Raw genomic sequence first — 24,353 nt, 5'->3', positions numbered from 1 at the left:
GATCATATTCATTCGCATGCCTTTTCATTACACGGATATAGCACATTCAGATGCTCAAGAGTGGTCGCAAGTGATGCCGGTTGGCTCACTTCCTGGCGCAGAAAATCAATAATTGCTGGGTAAGATTGTACCGCCCGATCCACCGCAGGATCGGCACCTGCCACATACCCTCCTAGTGGGATCAAGGGCTTGATCTCCATGTAATCGGCATAACACTGTTTTAATAATCGCGCCGAGAGCATCTGTTCACGCGGCGATATTTGATTCATACAGCGGCTGATGGACTGGCCAATATCAATGGCAGGATAGTGGCCGGCTTCTGCTAATTTTCGCGTCAGTACAATGTGACCATCCAATACCGCTCTGGCACAATCGACGATGGGATCCTGCTGATCGTCGCCTTCCGCCAAGACCGTATAAATAGCGGTCATGGTGCCATCACCATCGCTGTTACCTGCACTTTCAGCCAGACGGGGAATAATACTGAAAGCAGAAGGTGGGTAGCCCTTGGTTGCGGGAGGCTCCCCCAATGACAGAGCGATCTCCCGTTGTGCCATGGCGTAGCGGGTCAGAGAGTCCACCAGCAGTAACACGTCTTGGCCTTTATCACGATAATAAGTGGCAACGGAATGGCACAACTCAGTGGCCTTAATCCGCATCAGCGGGGACTCATCTGCCGGGGCAGCAATCACCACTGACTTAGCCATACCACTGGCCTGCAATGAGTGTTCGATAAACTCTTTCACTTCTCGGCCACGCTCGCCAATCAACCCGACCACCACGACATCGGCCTGAGTGTAGCGCGTCATCATGCCCAGCAGCATGCTTTTACCTACGCCGCTGCCAGCCATCAATCCCACCCGTTGCCCTTTTCCAATGGTGAGCAGGCCATTGATGGCTTTAACACCGACATCCAATGGTGCACTGACTGGCTGGCGTTGCAGTGGATGAATTTGCGGCAATTGCGGCGCCAAGGGCGTATCGCCACTCAGTGCCCCTTTGCCATCGATGGGTTCGCCCAGACCATTAACAACTCGCCCGAGCCAACTGTCACCTATCATTAATTCGCCGTCCAACTCACAAGGGAAGACCCTCGATCCGCCCATCAAACCATCGGGTTGTTTAAAGGGCATCAAGTAGGTGACCTCCCGGTCAAAACCGACCACTTGGGCATCGATAAACGTTTCTGCCGTACTTTCAATACGGCAACGTTGGCCAATAGCCAAACGGCACCCCACACTTTCCAGCAGAATGCCGTTAACTCGCACTAAACGGCCAGAAACTCTGGCTAAGTTAATGTTATCAATAGATTTTAAGGCATTATCTAGTGCTGCGAGTTCACCCATGTTCTTGATCCGGCAGCAAGCTGTTTTTCAATGCGTCAACACATTGATCCAGACGATGCTGGCAACCCACATCAATTTCCGTGGTGTCTGTTACCACTCGGCACTCACCGCTGACCATATCTGCATCGGCAACCAAACCCCATTGTTGGACTTTCTCTGGTGCAACATCATTAATGCGACCCAGCTCAGTAGGGTTCAAATACACTTTCAGTTGAGTCGGGACGGCAGGCTGGGCCGCCAAGGCTTCTTCCACGAGCGCCAGCAACTGCGCTGGCTGCAACGCCAGTTCACAGCGGATGACCTGACGAGTGACTTTCTCCACCAATTGCAGCAACTCATCACGACGGCGGTTTTCATAGGTCCGTAAATAGTCACGCATTTTGGCGACATAATGGGAGAAAGGCTCCACCGCCTCATTAAAACGGCAGCTCTCCAACTGCCGCCCTTCCACTTTTCCTTTTTGCACACCATCGTCATAGCCCAAACGGACGCCTTCCTGATATCCCTCCTCTTTTCCATCGCCGAGGCCCTTACTGAATCCTTGGCTCACCCCCTCTTGGAATCCTTCCATGAGCTGTTTTTGGTATTCCGCCGGATCCATAATCCCCCCTTCAGCAGCCTGGGGGTTTTGACGATGCTGGCGTAAAGGCGGAAACTGATGCACCCGCACGCTCATTTCGCCGGCGCGAGGGCTATTTTTCTTTAGCATTGCCTTACTCCATGGTCTGTTCAGCGAACAATTGCACTTGGATTTCGCCCGCTTCTGCCAACTGACGCACCTGCACCATAATTTCTTTGCGCACATGCTCTACCCGGCTCACCGGCACCGCCCCCATGCGGTTTGTGGCATTTTGCAATTGCTGTATCTGGCGTTTTGGCAGCACGTCATAGATAGCTTGGCGCAACACCGGCTCAGTGCCTTTCAGGGCAATCGCCCAGTCGCTCATCGGTATATCATCCATCAAGCGCTGCAAAGTCACTTCACTCTGACGGCTCAGAATAAAGAACTCATACATTTCATCTTTGAGATCATTCAAGACCTCTTCGTCACGCTCCCCTAATTGCTCCAGCAGTTGTTGCTGGTTACCCGGAATTCGATTGACGATATTGGCGGCTTGTTTTATCCCCACCACTTTAGAACCGTGTTCTGACAGCACGGCAACACCGCGCTCAATCAGGCGATCCAGCTCATCCACCACATCACGGTTCACATCATCAAGTTTGGCAATGCGATATAGCACATCGTCCTGGCGGCCCTTTTCCAAATAGGCCAGCACTTCGGCGGCAACATCTGGCGGCAAAAAGGCTAAAAATACGGCCTGCAATTGCAGATGTTCCTGCTCAATCAGTGCGGCCAGTTGTGGTGTGCCTACCCACTGCAAGCGCGTCATACGGTGGCGAATTTCGTCACCGTAAATGCCATTAATCACACTCTTGGCAATGTCACTGCCCAAGGCTTTATTCAAGATGCCCTGAAGATAACTGCGCGATGCGCCGTTAATTCCACTTTGTTCGCGATAATCAATAAAGAAATCATCCAGAGCCTGCCGCGCATGGTTCAACTTGACCCCATGCAGACGAGACATCGTCTGGCTGATACACACCACCTCTTCACGACTCAGCTTTTGCATCACCATCGCCGCCGCTTCTTCACCGATACTCAGCAACAAAATACCGGCTTGCTCTAGACGGCTGCGAATGGGGGCTGCCGCTGAGGGGGTATCACTGACGATCGCGTCATCATTCTGATTGGGGTTTAATTCGTTCATTATTATTAATCCATTGTTTAATGACTTCGGCGACACGTTCAGTTTCTGACTGAGCCAATTGTTGTAAGTGGCTAATTTTGGTTTCTAAACCAGAGCCTTGCGGCGGCAGATTGTCATTCTCTTGGAATGAGGAGCCTGATAATGCCCGCTCTAACTCACTGAGACTTGGGGCTGTACCCTTGATTGCCTCCGCGCTCTGCCCCTCCTCACTCTGCATGAGACCCACAACTTGCTCATCCTTACGCGTCAGTCGCTTCACTAATGGCCGCAGACCAAATAATAAGAACAGCAGAGACAGCAAGCCGATACCGAGAATCTCAGCCCAGCGGAACGTTGTTGGGTCTTGCCACCACTTAATGGCAGGATCTTCCATCAAAGTCGGCGCAGTAAATGCCAGCATATTCAGGGTCAAAGAGTCTCCACGCTTAACATCAATACCGGCGGCATCTTCAATTAAACGCTTTAATTCATTCATCTGTTCCGGTGACCATTTTTCCAGTGCCGGGGCCGATTTATTCAAGATAACGGCCACCGTCATCTTCTCCAGCTTAAAGCCGGGATAGCGAACATGGCGGATATCACGGTCATAGGTGTATTTACGCTGGGCCTGACTGCGGCTGATGGTAGGTGAAGCCCCAGTTTGCTGTTGCGCGGCCGGCTGATTACTTAAAGAACCCGGTATTCCCATCGCCAGTTCATCGGTGCCATTTTCCTGCTGGATATTTTCATCACTGATACGCGGTTCCGCGCCAAATCGCTCCAGTGTTTCTTCAATGCGGCTTAAATCAAGCTGTGTTGCCACACTGATGCGATAGTTATTGCTACCCACTACGGAACTCAGCAGGTTGGCAATGCTTTTCTCGGTTGTGCTTTGTATGTAATGGGCTAATTCAGCGCCACTTTTCACACTTGGCATACCATTACTGTGGGCCTGATAAGCTTGCGATAGCAGCTCACCATGTTGATCGACCACTCGAACATTGGCCGCTTTCATACCGGGAATGCTACCCGCAACCAACTGGACAATCGCCCCCACCTGCTCTGTTTTCAGAGTCTGGCCATACTTCAGCCGAACCACCACCGAGGCACTACTTTCTGAGCGGTTACTGATAGCAAAAGAGCTGGCTTCACTCATCCCTAAGTGAACGCGGGCATAGTCCACGGCACTTAATGCCATGATGCTTTGCGCCAGTTCCCCTTCCAGACTGCGTTTGTAACGAACATTTTGGATAAACTGGCTGCTCCCCAGCATTGTTTCCTTATCCATTAATTCGTAGCCCACTGGTAGCGTCGCGGTAATCCCTTTGGCAGCCAGCAACATACGCGCTTTGCCTAATTGATGTTCAGAGACGAGTACCTGACCGTTGTCTGGGCTAATCCGATAGGCAATGGCCTCCCGATCCAAGACTTCAATCATCTGCGCGACGGGAATATTTTCCTGCGAACCAAACAGCGCGGTATATCCCTGCGCATTACGCCATAGGCTGAAAATAATGACGCCAGTGACCAAAATGGCCACAGCACCCATGAGAATGTTTTTTTGATGATTACCCAACGGGATGAAGGATAATTTTTGCTTAATTTTCTCTAACACCGATTTACCCTACAACGCTGTATTCATGACTTCATCCAGTGCAGAGGTAAGCTTGTTACGCACTTGCACCATCGCGGAGAAAGCCACACTGGCTTTCTGACTTGCTAACATCGTGCCGGTTAAATCATCACTGATGCCCATATCCATGGCGGTCTGCTTATCGCTGGCCACATGTTGTAAGTTATCCACGCTGCGAATCGCACTGTTGAATACGGAGGAAAAAGAGGGGGAATTCACGTCCTTTTCCGGACCCCATAAGTGACTCTCATTGACCTGCGGGACTGTGCCAAACTCAATGCGATGACTTGCCTGAGCAGCCATCTGCTGCATTTCCAACATCACAGGCAATTGCAGACGTGGCATATTGATAGCGCCGACCTTATCCATCTTTTTTCCTCTTACGAGTAACACTCGATGTCGATACCATCTTCACGCATATTGGCCAGCCGATATCGCAAAGCGCGGGGAGTAATACCTAAAAATGCAGCGGTCTTGGATTTATTTCCCTGATGTCGTTTTAGTAAATCCACAATATATTGATACTGGGCCAACCGACCACGTAATTTAATATTGCTGCCATGATCGGTCGGCTGAAAATTTACAACTGACGATGTCAGATTATTGGCTTGCGTTTCACTTTCTACTGATGAAAAGTCATGTGCCGTAGATAAACCTAAATGTGGTGTATCTATCAGCCCGTTATTACTCATAATAATCCCTCGCTGAATAACATTTTCTAACTCACGAACATTACCCGGCCAAGGGTATGCCTGTAACTGACTTTGCGCGTGTGGTGTTATATTTATTTTTACGTCTAAAAAGTTTTTATATTTATTAAAAAACGCCATCACCAGCGGCATAATATCTTCTGGTCTTTCTCGTAAAGGTGATATATGGGTAGGCACAACCGACAAGCGATAATAAAGATCCTGACGAAAACGCCCTTCGGATATTTCAATACTCAAATCTTTATTAGTTGAAGCAATAATTCTGATGTCGAGTGGAATTCGTTTATGACTTCCCAAACGCTCAACTTCTTGCTCTTGTAATACTCGAAGTAATTTAACTTGCAGCGCCAATGGCATATCGCCAATTTCATCTAATAATAATGTTCCACCATTGGCCTGTTCAAATTTACCTGCGACACTGGCTACCGCCCCTGTAAAAGCACCTTTTTCATAGCCGAACAGAATGGCCTCCAGCATACTCTCAGGAATCGCTGCACAGTTTACGGCCACATACGGTGAATTATCGCCCATGGCTTTCTGATGGATATATTTTGCCACACACTCTTTCCCCGTACCTGTTTCCCCCGTAATTAATACAGGAACATTAAACTCTGCAACACGACGAGCTAGCGAGAATACACTCACACTGGAGGGAGCATTCGCGACAAAACCATGTTCGCTCTTCGATAACATATCTACAGTCATATTCATCACAATGTATTTCCTCTCCAGTAAAGCGGATGAAATGCGCTCAATAATTAATAATACGACACAAAAAAAACAGTCTTAAATGGTTAACAAATAAAAATACGAAGACCACGGCGAATTATTAATAACGGTTCATAAAGCAATGGCGTAAATCATTGAGAACGAGACTATAAACACCCTATTGTAAATAAAGTAATTAAATAAAAATTAAAAAAATTAACCCATACAAATCAATCAATTAATGATTTATCTACTTGTTTTGTAAATAAAAAACAAATAAATTAATAAAGTATTCACTATTGTATTGAATTGTAATGACTGGTTTAATTAGCACCGATAAAACTTAAGCAACAAATACACAGAATAGGATGCATTAATATATTCTCCACTCTTTATTCAAATAAATACTAATGGGTATGGAAGCCTATTGTTCGGCAATAAAAGTGACTTACTGGTATTAAAACTATCTCACTCATCACCCCTATTGGTGGAAATGAGGAAAATTAGCCTGACTCTGATTTTGGATAAACCATGCAGCAAAACAAAGCTAAAGCAAAGGTTCATAACAAGGACTCGCTCCCCAAAGTGATGACATTAGACATTAATAAACTAGGTCGTCCATATCATAAAATACCCAAGATAGTGGGTGACTACTTTGCTGTTATTGAAAATAACATTAGTCTCTATTTTTTAAAAAAATATCGCATTAATATCAGTTTATTAGATATTAAATTCGAAACCGACTGTCAGTATAAGAATGCAAAGATACTCAGTAGCCAAATGGGTGATATCGCCTTTGATATTGATCGGACACTCCTGCTCAATATCCTCAATGATTACTATGGGTTGACTAAAGAAAAAAACATTACTTCAAGCATACAAAGTTCACCCATAACGCAGACAGAAGAAAGGTTAAAAAACAAACTTAGTATTGAGATTGCAGAACTTATTCTTAACCAACCAACTTTCGGTGAACCACTGGTCATAAAAAACAATAATGCTCATCCTATTGTGTATTGGTCATACCGTATGGATTTTTGGCTAAAGGGATATGAGCAATGTGGTTTCACATTACTGATTGACCTACCTCATGTTGATAGGTTACTCAATACATTAAAAAAAGAATATCAAGAAGAGAAGAAAAAAGCGCAAAGCTTATCAGTGAAACAATTTGATTTGTTAATAAAAAAACTACCTGTTCGGCTAACAAGCCAATTAAGTTGCAGCGAACTAACTTTTGCTGAACTAATGAACTTAAAAGAAGGCGATATTATTCCCGCCGCACTACCTGAGAATTTCCCGGTATTTATTGGCTCGGAGCCTTTATTTAGCGCTGTGGTGACAGAAAGCCGCGGAAAGCTATTTTTATCTGAATTTAATGACAAAACTAATGAGATAAACCATGACTGACCAAACACTCGAACTCAGCAATGATATGGACTTTAACTTTTCACTGGAGGAGAGCGCAACTCTCGCTCCCCAGACAATTGAAGTCGCCGAAGTACCCGTAATTGATAACAGCCTGCATGAACAGCAACGCAAAATATCTCTGTTCAGTCGCATCCCTGTCACTCTGACATTGGAGGTCGCCTCGGTAGATATCCCTCTTTCTGAACTGATGACGGTGAATAATGATTCAGTCATTGAATTGGACAAGCTGGCGGGTGAACCGCTGGATATCAAAGTCAATGGCATCATGTTTGGTCAGGCTGAAGTCGTGGTTATTAATGAAAAGTACGGCTTGCGTATTGTCAGTTTTAACAGCCAAGGCTTGGGTGAACTCGCTTTATGATCTTAAGCCGCCTCCCCGTCACCACTACCAGCATCTTGAGTTGTGGTCTGATTATTTGTGGACTGCTGTATTCCCCCCTTCTTTTGGCGCAAGACGGGGGAATTACCCTATTTAGCACGGTCCCTACGGCTGCCGGTCAGGATTATAACGTCAAAATTGAAATCCTGATCTTGATGACACTGCTTGGTTTGCTGCCCATCATGATGCTAATGATGACCTGCTTCACTCGTTTTATTATCGTGTTGGCAATATTGCGTCAGGCGTTGGGATTGCAACAAAGCCCGCCGAATAAAGTGCTGACAGGGATTGCGCTCGCTCTAACCCTTCTGGTGATGCGCCCGGTATGGACTAAAATCCATCAAGACGCCGTTATCCCTTTCCAAAATGACGAAATTACATTACCGCAGGCACTAAGCCGAGCCGAAGTTCCACTCAAGAATTACATGCTGGCACAAACCAGCACTAGCTCGTTGGAACAGATGATGGATATCGCTCAAGTCACGGGTGAACCCCAGTTGCAGGATCTGACGGTGGTCACCCCAGCCTACATTCTCAGTGAGCTGAAAACCGCTTTCCAGATTGGCTTTATGATCTACATTCCGTTTTTGGTCATCGACCTGATTGTCGCCAGTATTTTAATGGCGATGGGCATGATGATGTTGTCGCCACTCATTGTTTCACTGCCATTCAAATTGATGTTGTTTGTCTTATGCGATGGCTGGACATTGATCGTCGGTACGCTGACCGCCAGCGTTCAGGGGCTATAGCATGATGACTACAGATATTGCCGGAGACATCATTGCAGCAGGGTTGTATCTGGTCTTGATTATTTCCATCGTTGCCATTATTCCCAGCTTACTGACGGGCTTACTGGTCAGCATCTTTCAGGCCACCACACAGATTAATGAGCAAACTCTCAGCTTTCTACCACGGCTAGTGATGACCATGCTAGTTCTGATTTTTGCAGGGAAATGGATGCTCACCAAACTGAGTGACTTTACCGTCAGTATCTTCCACCAAGCTGCACAGTTGGTGGGATAAACCGCGATGGGAATTGATATCCAAACACTAACAGCACCGCTATTCGCACTCTGGTTACCCTTTGTGCGGATTTTGTCGTTTTTGCATTTTTGCCCAGTTATGCAACATCGAGCCTTTACGCGTAAAGCGAAAATTGGCACAGCCTTGCTGCTCGCGATGCTGATAACCCCGATGCTCAATCAACCGATGATTATCAATGAGTTGCTGTCAATGAATTCACTCTTGTTGGTCGGAGAACAAATTCTGTGGGGCTGGTTATTTGGCTCAATGCTGCAATTGGTTTTCGTCGCATTACAGGGCGCGGGTCAGATTTTATCTATGAATATGGGTTTGGGTATGGCAGTGATGAATGATCCCACCAGTGGTGCCTCTACTACCGTGATTTCGCAGATTATTTTTGTCTTCGGTGCACTGATCTTTTTCACTCTGGATGGGCATTTGTTATTCGTCACCATTCTGTACAAAAGTTTTGTCAGTTGGCCGATAGGTGAAGCAATTAATGATTTTTCACTACGTTCACTGGCACTAAGTCTGGGTTGGATAGTGTCATCCGCCACACTGCTGGCATTGCCGACAACCTTTATCATGCTGATTGTTCAAGGCTCTTTTGGCCTACTCAATCGCATATCTCCAACACTTAACCTTTTCTCTCTCGGATTTCCAATCGGCATGTTATTCGGCTTGCTCTGCTTGCTGCTATTGGCAATTAATGTGCCGGACCACTATCTCAATTTGACCAACGAGATCTTGGTGCAACTTGAACGGATGAAGGTGCGCTAATGTCTGCCAGTAGCGGAGAGAAAAGTGAAAAACCCACCTCGGGAAAACTGATAAAAGCCAGAAAGAAAGGGGATATTCCGCGGTCGAAAGATGTCACCATGGCTGCGGGTTTGGTGACATCCTTGATCACTCTGACATTGTTTCTGCCCTATTACAAAGAGCTGATTAGTGAGTCATTTTTGGCCGTTGGCCGCATGGCGGGGAGAACGAATGACCCCATGGCACTCGAGCAATTATTGCGGACTAATTTGCTTATCTTTAGCAAATTTCTGGCTACGTTGGTCCCCATTCCGCTGGTCAGTATATTGGCAACGTTAATACCCGGTGGTTGGAATTTCACCCCTGTAAAATTGCTACCTGATTTTAAAAAACTCAGCCCATTGGCCGGTATTAAAAAAATATTTTCTGCTAGTAACGGCACTGAAGTACTAAAGATGTTGGCGAAATGCAGCATTGTACTTTACACCCTATATCTGGTGGTTAATAACTCACTGGCTGATTTATTACGCTTACAGGCATTGCCATTGCAGGAAGCAATTACTGAAGGTTTTATCCTATATCACGGTGTTTTAGTGTATTTCATCACCATCATTGTGATCTTTGCCGCAATAGATATTCCCCTCAGCACATATCTCTTCACCAAGAAAATGAAAATGACCAAACAGGAGGTCAAACAAGAACACAAAAGTAATGATGGTAATCCAGAAATTAAAGCTAGGGTCCGTCAATTACAGCGGCAATTTGCAATGGGGCAAATTAACAAATCAGTGCCTAGTGCTGACGTTATTATTACTAACCCAACGCATTTCTCAGTTGCATTAAAATACGCCCCAGAGAAAGCGAGCGCGCCCTATATTGTCGCAAAAGGGAAGGATGACATTGCGCTATATATCCGAAATGTCGCTAAAAATCATGATGTTGAAATTGTTGAATTCCCTCCTTTAGCACGTGCTATTTACCATACAACCAAGGTTAATCAACAGGTTCCCGCCCAGCTTTATCGCGCAATAGCGCAGGTACTAACCTATGTTATGCAGGTCAAGTCTTGGCGTTCCGGGCAGGCCAATAAGCCGGTGTTAAATACCCACCTTGGTATTCCCAAAGAGATGCAGAAATTCCATGATGAAAAATAAACTAAATAATCTTGCACATACATTAAAAGAGATACATATCACTGTTCCAATATTATTGCTCTGTGTGCTAGCAATGGTTATTTTGCCATTGTCGCCAATCGTATTGGATATTTTATTTACCTTTAATATCGTTTTGGCTGTATTAGTTTTATTGGTCAGCGTCAATAGTCAACGGCCACTTGATTTTGCAGTATTCCCAACCCTATTGCTAATTGCGACCTTGCTTCGCTTAACACTGAATGTGGCCTCAACTCGCGTGGTATTGCTCGATGGGCATGAAGGGCCGGGGGCAGCAGGTAAAGTGATTGAGGCTTTTGGTCAGGTGGTCATTGGCGGCAATTTCGTGGTGGGTTTTGTCGTCTTTATTATCCTCATGATTATCAACTTTGTGGTTGTGACAAAAGGTGCCGAGCGAATTTCTGAAGTCTCTGCACGTTTTACGCTAGACGCATTACCCGGCAAACAGATGGCGATTGATGCCGATCTTAATGCAGGGTTAATCAATCAAGAGCAAGCACGTCTACGCCGTAAAGAAGTTGCCAGCGAAGCCGATTTCTATGGTGCAATGGATGGTGCATCCAAGTTTGTTCGTGGTGATGCTATCGCCGGTATTATGATTTTGGTGATCAACGTTATTGGCGGTATTTGTATTGGTATTTTTAAATATGATCTGAGTGCCAGTCAATCATTCCAGCAATATGTATTACTCACCATCGGTGACGGCTTGGTTGCACAAATTCCGTCATTATTATTAGCCACTGCGGCAGCAATCATTGTCACCCGAGTCAGTGATGGTGGTGACATGACTGATGAAATTAAAGATCAGTTGCTGGCTAAACCTACCATTTTGTATGCTGCGGCATTCGTGATGTTCATTCTCGCCATTGTACCGGGGATGCCCCATCTCGCCTTTCTCAGCTTCACCGGATTACTCCTGTTCGCCGCTCGTCAGCAAAGTAAAAAAATACAGCAAGCGGATGTTGAACCCGATCTTACGGCCCTCAACCAAGCCATCTCTGATGATAATTCGCTGAACATCAATTGGGATAATATTCCTGTCGTCGAACCTATCGGCCTTAATCTTGGTTATAAATTAGTGACATTGGTCGATGAAGCAAAAGGTCGTCCTCTGATTCAACGTCTACGCGGTGTGCGGCAAATTATTTCAGAGACTTGCGGAATTTTATTACCAGAAGTTAAAGTGCGAGAAAATTTTCGCTTAAAGCCCTCTCAGTACACGATCAATGTGAATGGTATTAAAGTCGCCGGAGGGGAAGTTCATATTGATAAGCTGATGGCTATACCGACCTCAGAACAGTATGGTGAAGTGGATGGCATTTTGGCGATAGATCCAACTTATGGTCTGGCGGTCGTGTGGATTGAGCCACAAGATAAAACGAGCGCCCTAAACTTCGGTTACCAAATCGTTGATTGTGCCAGTGTGGTTGCCACACATGTTAATAAAGTCGTGCGGGACCATTTACCGGTGTTGTTTAACTATGATGACATAACGCAATTACACCAACGCCTTGAGTCATTATCCCCTAGGTTGGCTGAAGACTTGACCACTGCGCTTAATTTTAGCCAGTTATTGAAAGTGTATCGCCAATTATTAACCGAGAATGTCTCCCTAAAGGATATCGTGACCATTGCAACTACGTTATTGGACAGTGCGAATATCACCAAGGACTCACTCTTATTAACTTCTGATGTGCGTTACGCATTGCGAACCGGGATCGTTAATAGCATGAATGGTGATGATAAAAATCTGGCGGTTTATACCATTAATAATGAACTAGAGAATATGTTGCTGGGATCATTGAATCAGGCGCAACAAGCAGGGAAAGTGGTTTTAGATAATTTCCCTGTCGACCCTAATATCCTAACCCAGCTACAACAAAATATGCCCGTCATTAAAGAGCAAATGAAAGCAGAGAATCATCCCCCTATTTTACTGGTAACACCACAACTACGGCCATTGATAGCGCGTTATGCTCGGTTATTCTGTAATGGACTAAATGTGCTGTCTTATAACGAAGTACCTGATGATATGGCACTAAATGTGATTGGTACACTGGAATAAAAGCCACCATCCCAAAGATGGTGACTCCCATGGAAGAACTGAACAAACGAGCAAGTCCCGATGAGCTGACTCAAGTCAGTGATTCGGGTGCGTGAGAACAGCTAACAACCCTGCAACTTCATGTCGCAGGATGGAATCCAAAGTCATTGGTGTTGCAGGTAGGCAGCAAACGAGCAAGTCCCGATGAGCTGACTCAAGTCAGTGATTCGGGCGCGTGAGAGCAGCTAACAACCCTGCAACTTCATGTCGCAGGATGGAATCCAAAGTCATTGGTGTTGCAGGTAGGCAGCAAACGAGCAAGTCCCGATGAGCTGACTCAAGTCAGTGATTCGGGTGCGTGAGAGCAGCTAACAACCCTGCAACTTCAAGGACGCAGGATTTAATTATCAATAAACGTCTGCTGCCACTCACTAATCGTCTTCGGCCTTTTCTCTTTATCTTCAGGCACATTAGTAAAATAGTGAATACGCAGGTTGCCGTTCTTTTCTGGTGCGACGAAGGCGGCCCATATTTGGCCGGTGCGATTATACATTATGATTGATGCCCGCTTATTTGCGGCCCCTCTAACCCAGGTAGATAATACTTTTGCACCCCGGTTATCGAGATCATGGCTATAAATATAGACGTTGGCTGAGGCAACAAATTGGTCATAATTTTCACCCACTAAATGACGGAACTCTTTATCGACGGCTGCATCAGTGAAAATACCGATAGAGAGTAGACTTGGCGTTTCGCGGGGATCTTTTTCTGCTCTTACATATTGACCATCAATAAAAACATCTTTTGGCATCGAAATACGACACCCCCAGCTACCATTGCTGTGTACTTGCATGGAACCGTCTTTTATCGGAATCAATAGTAAGCGGCAATTAGTTGTGTTTTCAATAACATCAATTACTGCTAACCCTTCAACTTTCCGTGCTTCTGCTCTGAAATTACCGGAATTTTCGCCCGACCAGGCACGACTATCAATACTAAATCCCCAATCTGTAACCCGATTGATTTTAATTACACCGCCGCGATCATTGCCTTTCGTGACATTCCACCACTGGCCACCCCAGTTGAAATTTTTGTCGATATCAGACATAGAAGCGATGCCTTGGAAATAAGCTCGTTGGATACAACTATCACTGGTACAGCTATTCAGGGCTTTTTCCCATGCCCGACGCTGTTGATAAACAGTTTCAGTGTCATATTTTACTAACATGGCTTGATAAATATCGCTGAATGTCTGATCCAGCCAGTGTAGATCCTCATCGCTACACACCGTGTACTCAACTGGTGTCGCGGCACGTTGGCAGTTAATAGCAAAAGATGATGATGAGATAATCATCATCAACAGAAAGAAAATACCGCGACGATAAGACATATTCATTATTTAACCCGATGAAAAATATGTTTTTTATTATTAATGAGATAATTTAAAGCGTGCTTACTATATCTTTTTTAGGATCAAAAATCTTTAACAGATAATAAAAAGCCACCCAATTGTACTAAACATTCAGCACAATCAGGTGGCTCACTGATATTATTTATTTTAACAATAATTTCTGTAAATTCTATGGCTTAATTTCAATCACTATTATGCAGATCTCGCGTTATCCGACAGATTAAAAACAGCAACGGCCTCAGTAAGTTGGCGAGCCTGCTCTTCAAGTGAAGCTGCAGCAGCAGCGGACTCTTGTACTAAAGAGGCATTTTGCTGTGTCACACCATCCATCTCGGCAACAGCTTGACCAATTTGGCCAATTCCACGGCTTTGCTCATCAGACGCCGAGGCGATCTCCCCCATAATATCAGTCACATTTGTCACAGCCTGAACAATACTGTTCATCGTATCCCCCGCTTCAGAGACTTGCTTAGACCCTATATTGACCCGAGATACCGATTCACTGATAAGCCCCTCAATTTCTTTAGCGGCCTGTGCACTGCGTTGAGCCAAATTGCGCACTTCGCTGGCGACAACGGCAAAACCGCGGCCTTGCTCACCTGCCCGAGCGGCTTCAACTGCGGCGTTTAATGCCAGAATATTTGTCTGGAAAGCAATGCTGTTGATCACACCAATGATATCGGCAATGCGGCGCGAACTTTCGGTAATACTGCTCATGGTCGCGACCACATCACTAACAATACGCCCACCATTTTGTGCGGTGGTCGAAGCATTCTCTGCCAACTTACTGGCCTGATGGGCATTCTCCGCATTCTGTTTTACTGTTGCATTCAACTGTTCCATGCTGGCAGCTGTTTCTTCCAGTGCCGCAGCTTGTTGCTCAGTACGCGAAGAGAGGTCAGCATTACCTGCTGCAATTTCACCTGCGCCGGTATAAATCGCATCGGTACTATTACGAATAGTCGATACCGTGTTCACTAAGCTATTTTGCATTTCGCGTAAATAGGGGATCAATTGTCCAACACAGTTACGCCCAAACTCGGCCATTGGGCGGCCTAATTGCCCTTCTGCCAAACGCTTAAAGTGTAATTTAATCGCATCGAGTGGGTGCACCAAATAGCTGACGATATAGCGGTCAGTTAAGAAAAGAATAATGACACCCGCAATTAATGCAGCCAGCAGTGCCCGTTGGCACCAAGCCACTAACAATTCAACCCGCAAGCTGGCTGCTTCCGTTGATGCATCAACAGTTGCATTATATTTCTCAACTGCAGCACCAAATTCACGACTCAATGGCGGGTAACTGTTATTAAACAGATTGTTATAATCTTCAAAGCGATTATCACTCACCGCCTTAAACATGGGTTCAATCCCTTTATTTAATAATGTTGACCAGCTATCGATGGTTTTATCCGTTAATGGCGGGTCCATACCCTCATGGGGCTGAAGTTTAAACATCGCCAAAGCCTCTTGCGTATTTTTAAGCGCGACACCCGCCGAAGCTAATTCGCGATCAGCATCAGCCACGGCACCACTTTGGCGATAAGCGGCAGCACGATTTAAGCGTGTGACCACCCGAAAATATTGATCATTACCACGGTTAATAATATTAATGTTTTTCTGTTGGCTAGAGCTTTGCTGCAAGGAGTGTGTTAATTGGTTAAGTGAATATAATGTAAAGGTAGAAACGCCTCCCCAGAGCAACAAAAATATAACAAGAATAGATAATAACGCCATCCTGATGGTGATATGTTTTAGAAAATTCACGGGAATGCACCTGTGTTTTATTTTTTAGTTTATTTCCTTGAGATTTCAAGGTGTTTATCACTGATAATTTCCGCAGAAAAAAGTCTTATTATCAGGATTAATTACTAAAATAGCATAAAACCGATACAAAAGATCAAGATGACCGATCAATAATAACCAACTGATTGATTTTACCTATTAAAATGTAAATAACGATCGCTTTTTTTGATCGTAAAATGATGAGAAATCCTCAGTATTTACTTCAGTAATATGTGTTTATTTTGAATATAAATACAACATTGACATGTCTATTAACTGTTATAACTATAAGCTGATTAATTAATTTATTTTCAGCAATACTATTCACTAATTTTAAGTCAGTAGAATTAAACACTCTATTAAATAAGATTAGGCGAGATAAATAAAATACTAACAAAAATTCATATCAAACAATCTGGCATGATATTCAGCAGAATTTATCTATTTATTTGTTTTGGCAATTTTGTCTTTTTTTGAAAATGAAAGTACAACGAAGGAAATAACTATTTTATGCATTACACAAGGGGAAAATACATTACGCCACACTGGCTATGTCTAAGAGAAAAATAGCCAGTGACTTTCTTTGCTCACTGGCCTGATATACCTTAATTTGTCGTAGGGATGGCACCAAGTGGTTGCCTAAATTGACTTAAATTATGTTGATACTCGAAAAGATCATCCAGCCCGTTCTGGTGAGTGATGGCAACCAGCGTACAGTGAGGAAGATACTCTTTTAGCAGCGACAATAACTGTCTGGCGGTTGTGGTATCCAAATTGCTGGTTGCTTCATCAAGGTAGAGGGTATCTGGTCGATTAACCAATGCTCTGGCAAAAGCCAAACAAATGAGGATAACTGAGCAAAATTGACAATAAATGAGATAATTTTGCCTAAAGCACAATTATCGGCAGATATTTCCCTTGTCACTCAATATCAGGTCAGATGGCGCTAACTTAGTATTGATGTAAATAGTTATCTTAATAATAATGACTATCACTCCACTTTGACGTGATAAATTATGACGCGATACCCACAGTGTCAATCAATTCAAGGCCGATATTGACCGGTATAACATCCTTAACGTTGCGTCTTAAAACAGAAAGAGAAAACACCATTATGTCCCTTGGCATCCATCACATTCAGGGCAAAGAATTCCGTTCAGTATTGGCTGGACTGGGGATTGTGAGCCTTATTTTCTTCTTGTTCGGCTGTAAACCGGCTGAAGAAACAACAGGCCAGCAAGCCCCTTCATCAGCCAGTGAAAATACCTCCGCATGGTCGCGCACAGTAGAAACGACAAAAGGCCCGGTGACACTGACACATCAGCCAAAACGTATTGTGTCTACCAGTATCACCATCACCGGCACCCTATTGGCCATTAATGCGCCCGTGATAGCTACGGGAGCCACGGCGCCCAATACCACCGTGGCAGATAATCAAGGCTTCTTTACACAATGGTCAGATGTTGCACAAGCGAAAAAGTTGGTGCCAATCTACCAGACAGAACCAAATGCAGAAGCTGTTGCGGGTATGGATCCAGACCTTATCATCATCTCTGCCACTGGCGGGGATTCAGCGCTGAAGCTGTACGAGCAGTTATCGGTCATCGCGCCCACATTGGTGATTAATTACGATGACAAGAGCTGGCAAGAGCTGGCTATCGTGCTGGGGCAAGCAACAGGACATGAAGCCGATGCTCAACAGGTGATTGATAAATTCACTGATCGGATTAGTGAGGTTAAACAGAATATTACGCTACCACCGCAACCCACCTCTGCATTTGTCTATCAGGCGGCAGGGAGCACAGCCAATTTGTGGACAGAGAATTCAGCACAGGGAAAATTGTTGCAGGAGCTAGGCTTCACACTGGCGCAAGTCCCTACTGCCGTGAAAGGTAATACCAGCATGGGGCACCGCAAGGATATCATCCAACTCGGCGGAGAGAAGCTGGCTGAAGGTCTTAACGGCGAGACCATTTTGCTGTTTTCCGGTGATCAACCGGCGGTGGACGCATTGAAAAACAACAAATTTTTAGCTCACATCCCGGCAATTGAACACAACCGAGTTTATGCTGCGGGCTATGATACATTCCGGTTGGATTATTATAGTGCGAGTAATTTGTTAGCGCGGATTGAAGGCATGTTTAAGGCGAAACCTTAGTTTTTATCTGCGAGCTGCCTTGCCCTATCTCTTCGCTCGGCAGCTCAAAATAGGTGCTTGGCATCAAAATCAACCGGCAAAAAATTGCCAATGCATTCCCATAATAAGTCGTGGTAGTATGCATCAAACAAATAATAATGATAATCAAAACGATAAGAATACTCATTTGTTAACAAAGAGTTACAATGCCAGCAACTGACTCCTCAACCTCATCTTCATTAAAATCAGCAAAACCGGTCCCGACTATAGGGGGAAGCGCATCCTACCATCCGGGGGTTTTGCTATTACTCAGTATTATTGCATTGATATTGGTTATGGCTGCTAGCCTGATGCTCGGTGCTAAAGCGATCCCTTTTTCGGTGGTCTGGCAGAGTTTACTTGGGCATCACAATAACGCAGACAGTATTTTAATTTTGGAATCACGCCTGCCGCGAACCTTAATTGGTGTACTTGCTGGTGCCGCGCTGGGGTTATCGGGAGCAGTGATTCAAGCCCTTACCCGCAATCCACTGGCTGATCCGGGGATTTTAGGCGTCAATGCTGGCGCCAGCTTTGCGGTAGTGGTCGGCATTACCGTTTTCGGCGTTCATGCCATTTATGGCTATATGATTTCCGCATTTATCGGTGCCATGGTGACAACACTGGTGGTGTATTGGGTCGGCACACTGGGGGGTGGACGGGTGAATCCTCTACGCCTCACCCTCTCAGGTGTGGCCATCGCCGCTGTCTTATTGGGGATTTCGACCGGGATATCACTGACCCACCCACAGGTCTATGACAGTGTGCGCTTCTGGCAAGCCGGTTCGCTGGATATCCGCAATATGTCCGTGGTGATAGCCGTCACACCGGCCATTGTTCTCGGCTGTATCATTGCTTTGTTGCTGGCCCGGCCCCTCAATGCAATGCATATGGGGGAAGATTTAGCCGCAGCAATGGGGACACGTATTGCCCAAACTCAGTTTTGGGCCGTTGTTACTGTCACTTTACTCTGTGGTGCTGCCACCGCTGCAGTAGGCCCTATCGCCTTTGTTGGCCTAATGGTGCCGCATATTGCTCGCTGGATTGTCGGGCCGAATCAATGTTGGGTATTACCTTTTACTTTGGTGATGACCCCCATTTTGTTATTGGTCTCTGATATCGTTGGCCGCTTTCTGGTCCCCGGAGAATTGCGGGTCTCCGTCGTAACCGCGTTTATTGGCGCGCCATTATTGATCTGGCTGGTTCGACGGAATAAAAGGATGACCGCACTATGAAACCCGTCACTTCCCCGTGGTTATTGGGCCAACCTGATGGCCCGATAAATCTACGTATTCAGCCACGCCGCCTGATTGTTGGTTGTTTATTGCTGCTAACCTGTCTATTGGGGGCCATGCTGGCATTAATGGTTGGCACTCTCTCGTTATCTCCCCTGCAAGTCATTACTGCCTTATTCGGCCACGCCGAAGGAGCGGCGAATATTATTGTCAATCAGTGGCGGTTGCCCCGAGCGCTGATGGCATTGATTTTTGGTGCCGCGCTGGGTATCAGTGGCGCAATATTTCAATCACTGGTGCGCAACCCGTTAGGCAGCCCCGATATTATTGGATTTAATGCTGGCGCTTATACCGGAGCGCTAGTGGCGATCACGTTGTTTAACGGCAACTATTTTGAGATAGCCAGTAGCGCCCTCGGCGGTGGATTGCTCTCCGCCATGGCGGTGTATCTGTTGGCTTACCGCCAAGGAATTCAGGGATTTCGCTTAATTATTGTCGGTATTGCAATGGGGGCGATGCTCACGGCATTTAATACCTGGCTGACCATCACGGCATCATTGGAAGCCGCAATGACCGCCGCCGCATGGGGAGCCGGTTCGCTTAATGGGCTGACGTGGGCGAAAGGGCTGCCATCCGTGATGTTTATCTTTATGGCTATCGGAGCTGCTATGTTACTCAGTCGGCGCATGCCATTGCTGGAAATGGGTGATGATGCCGCCGGGGCTTTAGGTGTTCCAGTCGAAAGAACCCGTTTGAGCTTGATGGCGATTGGCGTCATTTTGATGGCAGCAGTCACTGCCGTTGCCGGGCCAATATCCTTTATTGCTTTAGCTGCACCACAGATTGCCAAACGTCTGACAGGCACCCCTTCCGTCACCTTAACAGCTTCTGCGCTGATGGGGGCGCTATTATTGATTGCGGCTGATTTGTGCGCCCAGCACCTATTTTTACCGAATCAGTTGCCAGTTGGTGTGGTTACCATCAGCATTGGCGGCTTGTATCTTATTTGGCTTTTAATCCGGGAGTCCGGGCGCTCATGAATATTGTCAGCCCTGCCACACACGCTGCTCGTTTGCAGGCCCAGGCCCTGACTCTGGGTTATGACGGTAAGATAATCAGTGAAAATCTGAGTGTTGTCATTCCAGATGGGGAATTTACGGTTATTGTCGGCCCAAATGCCTGTGGGAAATCGACATTGCTGCGAGCCTTAAGCCGTTTACTCAAACCGCAAGCCGGTCAGGTCATTTTAGATGGCAAGAATATTGCTCGCGTTGACACCCGGCACGTTGCACGTCATTTAGGGTTATTGCCGCAAAGTTCGCAGGCCCCGGACGGTATCAGCGTGCTGGATTTGGTCGCGCGGGGTCGCTATCCTCATCAAAAATTATTACAGCAGTGGACACAAGCCGACAAGCTGGCCGTCAGCAATGCGATGCAAGCCACGGGGGTGAGTGATCTGGCTGACAGACCGGTAGATGCCTTATCCGGCGGGCAGCGTCAGCGTGTTTGGATAGCCATGGTGCTGGCACAGCAAACGCCATTATTACTGTTGGATGAGCCAACGACTTATTTGGATATTGCTCATCAGATTGATTTACTTGAATTATTTAGTGAATTGAATCAGCAGCATAATCATACCCTCGTTGCTGTCTTGCATGATCTTAATCATGCCTGCCGCTATGCCACCCATATTATCGCCATGCGCGATGGGCAGATTGTTGCACAGGGCAATCCTCGGGAAGTGATCACGGCCGATCTGGTGGAGCAGGTGTTTGGTATGCCATGTTTGATCATTGATGATCCGGTGTCGCATACCCCGCTCGTGATCCCAAAGGGCCGGTTTTAGGGCTTTACTGAATAGTTCTGCTCTTGATTCTGATCGCCGAACACGAAAGAAATGGCAAAAATCGGCGATAAAAACAGATGAATGTCAGATTGCTGACAAACGCTGTTATTGGGGAGTGCATGCCGATGAGGCCATAGCGGCATAAGCCGCCAGAGCGCCCCTCGGTGTGGCTATGCCCGAGTATCTTGGGTTAAAAAACCACATTGTTTACAGCCTTTTTATTGGCATTTTGTTGCTTACACTTCCCCAATCATCCTTCTGGGGAACCTAATAAACAGTGCAACCCATCAATCAAGCCACCGCGCCAGCACAAAGCATCGTGGCCACCAGCATAAATTCGATAATGCAACCGATGCCCCGCCTGACGCAGCGCTTCACTCATGGCTTCATTGACTTGATAAATCACATTCTCACGACGGCCTGCCTCCATAAAAATATCCAATGGATGGCCCGCCCCCAAACCTTGGTAAACCTGTTCGGTCAGCCAGCCCCGACATTTAGCCGTTCCCGCTGTCAATACCTTAAGATTATCAACATCTGGCCACCAAAATGACCCTGACTGGCTCAGTACACAGCCAAAACGCTGCGGCCAATGTAATCCAGCGTATAACGACGCCAATCCACCAAAACTTTGCCCAGCAACCACAGTACGAGAAGCCTTCTCAGTGAAAGGTTGCAGCAAGGCCACTTGTGGCAGTAGTTCAGTTTGTAGTGCCTGCCAAAAATCCTGATTGCAGGGTAATTCCTGCGCGCGATGCGGTTGGTCGATAATATCGATCAACACATAGACACTGGCGGGTAAACGACCGGCAGCCGTTTCATTATCCAATACACCAAATATCGTCTGCCCCTGCGCCCAATACTGACCATCGAGCAAGATGGCCAATGGACGCTCGGTTTTATCTTCCGCGCCGAGACCTTGGCTATCAATTGTGTGGTAAATCCACACCTTGCGATGATTACCTAACCGCGTGCTATGCCAAGTGATCAACTGCAACCGCGTTGGATCGGTTGGCAGTGCTTGGCCCGCATCAATTGGCTGCCAAGCAAGCTGGGGCAAGGCATCTGCCAAATGCACCGCTGACAGTGGCCTTCCCCGGTAACTACCATGGGCGGCCGTGGGATTTAACGGATCGTTTTCTGCCCGATCTAGCAATGAAATCCACCAATTACGCTGCGCCTGACGCCGTTCTTGTACTGTCCCTTCGGGCAAATTTAGGCACTGCTCGGCAGTAACAGGAATAAAGCAATAACTGCCGCGAAAATCAGACTCCACCTCAGCCTGCCAATACCACACATCCGTCTGGCCCAAATGCTGGAGGGTTTCAGGGTGCACGCTATGGTGGTCAGTGACGCCGTTAACATCGATATAAACTGCGTCGTGTGCCTTTGCTTGCCGATCACGCCACAGGAAGGTCAGTTTTACTTTGCCAGCCGCGACTGGTTCCACCAGTGGAGTTCCCCATTGCGCTATCTGCTGCCACCATGGGTCACTGCCAACCAAAGGGTCTGCTAACAAACGTTGACTGTCCGGGTATTCATTTGTCGTGCCCACACGCCATCCTCTTCATTTCATTGCTCAAGTCTATTAACCCTTAGCGTGCAAATTTTATCCGGCTGCAATCTGATAACGAGTTAAATTCATTCGTGATTATTATATAAATACAAATAATATTGAGAGGCATTATTATTTGCAATGATATGATGCACACCCTTTCTAAAATGCCACCTATTTCCCTGATATGGGTTATTGATATTTCCCCCGTCGGTTCGGCTGATGCGGGTTTCACGATGGCTAGTGTTTAAAGATAAGTAAATTTTCGCTGCGACTCACTGTATTTTCTCCCGTGGCTTAAAAATAAATCTAACAAATTCATCATGCTAACCTTTTAATAACCTTTCATTTCATTCCGCGTAACCGGACAAAACCATTCTAAAAACAGGGAGATAGTCCTATACTCGCTGACAGGGCTATTTAATACCGCCACTTATTCAGGGTAAACATGCCAGCATTTAAGGGATTACCACAGCTTATGCACCGGATGCGCGCCAGTAAAATGCGCATGTGCGGTATGCTGCTGGTTGCCTGCTGGTTGATCCTCAATGCGCAATTGGCTATTGCTGGCCATCAGTGTGATATTACCCCTGCCGCTTCACCGGTATTCACCCAGCATCAAGGGCATTTACAGCCAGATCGTTTACAGCACTCATCAATGCACGCGATGCCATCAATGATGGATATGTCGCATGGTCAAGCGCAAAACTCTTTGTGTGAAAAACACTGTGTTCCAGACTCGATTCAGTCTGATAGCGGAGTACTGGTGCTCGCGGTACTGCCGACCCACACGGAACTAATGTTGGCAGATGCACAGCAAACACCACGTGTGCATCATGTTGACTGGCACACTCCCCCCATTGTCGGGCCACCCACTGAAATCGCTTTTTGCCGATTTAGAGAATAGATCCAGACATTTTTAATCACATTATTCACGCCGTTTTGGCGTGTTGTGTTTACTTTATGTTTTGGAGCTATTTCTATGAAAGTCTTATCCCACGCCCTTTCCGCTACGGCGGGTATCGTGTTTTGTGCTGCGGCACTGTTCTCCACTTCTCTTTTCGCGGCTACCGTGCCTATGGCTGACAACATGCCAATGTCCCATGACCATGGGGCGATGATGACCGATACTGCACATGATAACCCTGCGGCGAAAGACACCAATAACTACCACTCCCGTGGGCAAATCAAAGCCTGGAATGCCACCCGTGTTTCCATCGCCCACAGTGCAATTGCGGCCCTAAACTGGCCCCCTATGACCATGACTTTCGACCTGCCGGATGATTTGCTGGCCGCCCCCCTCCCCGTGGGGACGCAGGTCACATTCAGCTTCCGCCAGACTGAACAAGGTTATCAGCTCACCGCCATCTCAGCACAGCAGCCGTAAGGCGG

At 46.3% G+C, this 24,353-nt stretch carries 22 protein-coding genes and 1 pseudogene; 13 read left to right on the top strand and 10 right to left on the bottom strand.

Annotated elements, in window-relative coordinates; all coding sequences use genetic code 11:
- Window positions 1-8: 8 nt before the first annotated feature.
- Genes fliI through ACIOG0_RS02960 form a run of 6 tightly spaced genes read right to left on the bottom strand, consistent with a single transcriptional unit; the run spans window position 9 to window position 6,151 of the window.
- Window positions 9-1,346, bottom strand: a complete 1,338-nt coding sequence (fliI, locus tag ACIOG0_RS02985) for a flagellar protein export ATPase FliI (RefSeq protein WP_050097838.1) — start codon at window positions 1,344-1,346, stop codon at window positions 9-11.
- Window positions 1,339-2,055 (bottom strand): flagellar assembly protein FliH, encoded by a 717-nt coding sequence (fliH, locus tag ACIOG0_RS02980; RefSeq protein WP_050296185.1) that lies wholly within the window; start codon window positions 2,053-2,055, stop codon window positions 1,339-1,341. Before fliH ends, fliI begins: the two co-directional genes overlap by 8 nt.
- Window positions 2,056-2,059: 4 nt before the next feature.
- Complete coding sequence (locus ACIOG0_RS02975) at window positions 2,060-3,115, bottom strand: flagellar motor switch protein FliG (protein ID WP_050097836.1); 1,056 nt, start codon at window positions 3,113-3,115, stop codon at window positions 2,060-2,062.
- A complete protein-coding gene (fliF, locus tag ACIOG0_RS02970) occupies window positions 3,087-4,709 on the bottom strand; it encodes a flagellar basal-body MS-ring/collar protein FliF (RefSeq protein WP_128451231.1) in 1,623 nt (540 codons plus the stop codon). The genes ACIOG0_RS02975 and fliF overlap by 29 nt, the downstream gene beginning before the upstream one ends.
- A gap of 9 nt (window positions 4,710-4,718) precedes the next feature.
- Window positions 4,719-5,096, bottom strand: a complete 378-nt coding sequence (locus ACIOG0_RS02965) for a flagellar hook-basal body complex protein FliE (RefSeq protein ID WP_050097834.1) — start codon at window positions 5,094-5,096, stop codon at window positions 4,719-4,721.
- Window positions 5,097-5,107: 11 nt separating this feature from the next.
- Window positions 5,108-6,151 carry a sigma-54 interaction domain-containing protein gene (locus tag ACIOG0_RS02960; RefSeq protein WP_404704928.1) on the bottom strand — a complete coding sequence of 348 codons (1,044 nt, stop codon included), beginning with the start codon at window positions 6,149-6,151 and terminating at the stop codon, window positions 5,108-5,110.
- 525 nt (window positions 6,152-6,676) lie between these two features.
- Here ACIOG0_RS02960 and ACIOG0_RS02955 point away from each other — a divergent pair.
- From ACIOG0_RS02955 to ACIOG0_RS02925, 7 genes are read left to right on the top strand one after another with little or no spacing between them, the layout of a single operon-like run.
- Complete coding sequence (locus ACIOG0_RS02955) at window positions 6,677-7,555, top strand: FliM/FliN family flagellar motor switch protein (protein ID WP_050097832.1); 879 nt, start codon at window positions 6,677-6,679, stop codon at window positions 7,553-7,555.
- A complete protein-coding gene (gene fliN / locus ACIOG0_RS02950; RefSeq protein ID WP_050097831.1) occupies window positions 7,548-7,937 on the top strand; it encodes a flagellar motor switch protein FliN in 390 nt (129 codons plus the stop codon). The genes ACIOG0_RS02955 and fliN overlap by 8 nt, the downstream gene beginning before the upstream one ends.
- A complete protein-coding gene (gene fliP, locus ACIOG0_RS02945) occupies window positions 7,934-8,704 on the top strand; it encodes a flagellar type III secretion system pore protein FliP (RefSeq protein ID WP_050097830.1) in 771 nt (256 codons plus the stop codon). The genes fliN and fliP overlap by 4 nt, the downstream gene beginning before the upstream one ends.
- Window position 8,705: 1 nt before the next feature.
- Window positions 8,706-8,978: a flagellar biosynthesis protein FliQ gene (gene fliQ, locus ACIOG0_RS02940; protein ID WP_050097829.1), complete on the top strand. Its 273-nt coding sequence runs from the start codon at window positions 8,706-8,708 to the stop codon at window positions 8,976-8,978.
- A 6-nt stretch (window positions 8,979-8,984) separates the two neighbouring features.
- A complete protein-coding gene (locus ACIOG0_RS02935) occupies window positions 8,985-9,758 on the top strand; it encodes a flagellar biosynthetic protein FliR (RefSeq protein WP_050097828.1) in 774 nt (257 codons plus the stop codon).
- Window positions 9,758-10,891 (top strand): flagellar type III secretion system protein FlhB, encoded by a 1,134-nt coding sequence (flhB, locus tag ACIOG0_RS02930; protein WP_050296189.1) that lies wholly within the window; start codon window positions 9,758-9,760, stop codon window positions 10,889-10,891. Before ACIOG0_RS02935 ends, flhB begins: the two co-directional genes overlap by 1 nt.
- Complete coding sequence (locus tag ACIOG0_RS02925; RefSeq protein WP_050097826.1) at window positions 10,878-12,974, top strand: flagellar biosynthesis protein FlhA; 2,097 nt, start codon at window positions 10,878-10,880, stop codon at window positions 12,972-12,974. The genes flhB and ACIOG0_RS02925 overlap by 14 nt, the downstream gene beginning before the upstream one ends.
- 379 nt (window positions 12,975-13,353) lie before the next feature.
- On the opposite strand, the gene ACIOG0_RS02920 is transcribed toward ACIOG0_RS02925, so the two are convergent.
- The 3 genes and pseudogenes from ACIOG0_RS02920 to ACIOG0_RS02910 form a co-directional block, all read right to left on the bottom strand.
- The gene (locus tag ACIOG0_RS02920) at window positions 13,354-14,343 is read right to left on the bottom strand and encodes a lysozyme inhibitor LprI family protein (RefSeq protein WP_404705041.1); all 990 of its coding nucleotides are present in this window, start codon (window positions 14,341-14,343) and stop codon (window positions 13,354-13,356) included.
- Between the two features lie 213 nt (window positions 14,344-14,556).
- On the bottom strand, window positions 14,557-16,131 hold the full coding sequence (locus ACIOG0_RS02915) for a methyl-accepting chemotaxis protein (protein WP_050097824.1): 1,575 nt from the start codon (window positions 16,129-16,131) through the stop codon (window positions 14,557-14,559).
- A 623-nt stretch (window positions 16,132-16,754) separates the two neighbouring features.
- Window positions 16,755-16,988: pseudogene (locus ACIOG0_RS02910) on the bottom strand (ABC transporter ATP-binding protein/permease); the annotation flags it as partial.
- A 275-nt stretch (window positions 16,989-17,263) separates the two neighbouring features.
- On the opposite strand from ACIOG0_RS02910, the gene fepB reads away from it, so the two are divergent.
- The 4 genes from fepB (at window position 17,264) to ACIOG0_RS02890 (ending at window position 21,406) form a co-directional block, all read left to right on the top strand.
- Window positions 17,264-18,307: a Fe2+-enterobactin ABC transporter substrate-binding protein gene (gene fepB, locus ACIOG0_RS02905; RefSeq protein ID WP_164908333.1), complete on the top strand. Its 1,044-nt coding sequence runs from the start codon at window positions 17,264-17,266 to the stop codon at window positions 18,305-18,307.
- A 185-nt stretch (window positions 18,308-18,492) separates the two neighbouring features.
- Window positions 18,493-19,560, top strand: a complete 1,068-nt coding sequence (gene fepD, locus ACIOG0_RS02900) for a Fe(3+)-siderophore ABC transporter permease (protein ID WP_128451227.1) — start codon at window positions 18,493-18,495, stop codon at window positions 19,558-19,560.
- The gene (fepG, locus tag ACIOG0_RS02895) at window positions 19,557-20,600 is read left to right on the top strand and encodes an iron-enterobactin ABC transporter permease (RefSeq protein ID WP_050097815.1); all 1,044 of its coding nucleotides are present in this window, start codon (window positions 19,557-19,559) and stop codon (window positions 20,598-20,600) included. The genes fepD and fepG overlap by 4 nt, the downstream gene beginning before the upstream one ends.
- Complete coding sequence (locus tag ACIOG0_RS02890) at window positions 20,597-21,406, top strand: ABC transporter ATP-binding protein (RefSeq protein WP_050097814.1); 810 nt, start codon at window positions 20,597-20,599, stop codon at window positions 21,404-21,406. The genes fepG and ACIOG0_RS02890 overlap by 4 nt, the downstream gene beginning before the upstream one ends.
- A 250-nt stretch (window positions 21,407-21,656) precedes the next feature.
- Here the strand turns inward: ACIOG0_RS02890 and fes are convergent, their stop codons facing one another.
- A complete protein-coding gene (fes, locus tag ACIOG0_RS02885) occupies window positions 21,657-22,961 on the bottom strand; it encodes an enterochelin esterase (RefSeq protein WP_128451226.1) in 1,305 nt (434 codons plus the stop codon).
- 478 nt (window positions 22,962-23,439) lie between these two features.
- Between fes and ACIOG0_RS02880 the strand changes: the two genes are divergently transcribed.
- A complete protein-coding gene (locus ACIOG0_RS02880) occupies window positions 23,440-23,868 on the top strand; it encodes a hypothetical protein (RefSeq protein WP_050098146.1) in 429 nt (142 codons plus the stop codon).
- Between the two features lie 75 nt (window positions 23,869-23,943).
- On the top strand, window positions 23,944-24,348 hold the full coding sequence (locus ACIOG0_RS02875) for a copper-binding protein (protein ID WP_050097812.1): 405 nt from the start codon (window positions 23,944-23,946) through the stop codon (window positions 24,346-24,348).
- Window positions 24,349-24,353: the final 5 nt, after the last annotated feature.

Origin of the sequence: Yersinia vastinensis (genome assembly GCF_044905075.1) — a bacterium.
GTDB lineage: Bacteria > Pseudomonadota > Gammaproteobacteria > Enterobacterales > Enterobacteriaceae > Yersinia > Yersinia vastinensis.
The sequence above is the reverse complement of the archived record's forward strand: the minus strand, read 5'-3'. Positions and strand labels throughout refer to the sequence as shown.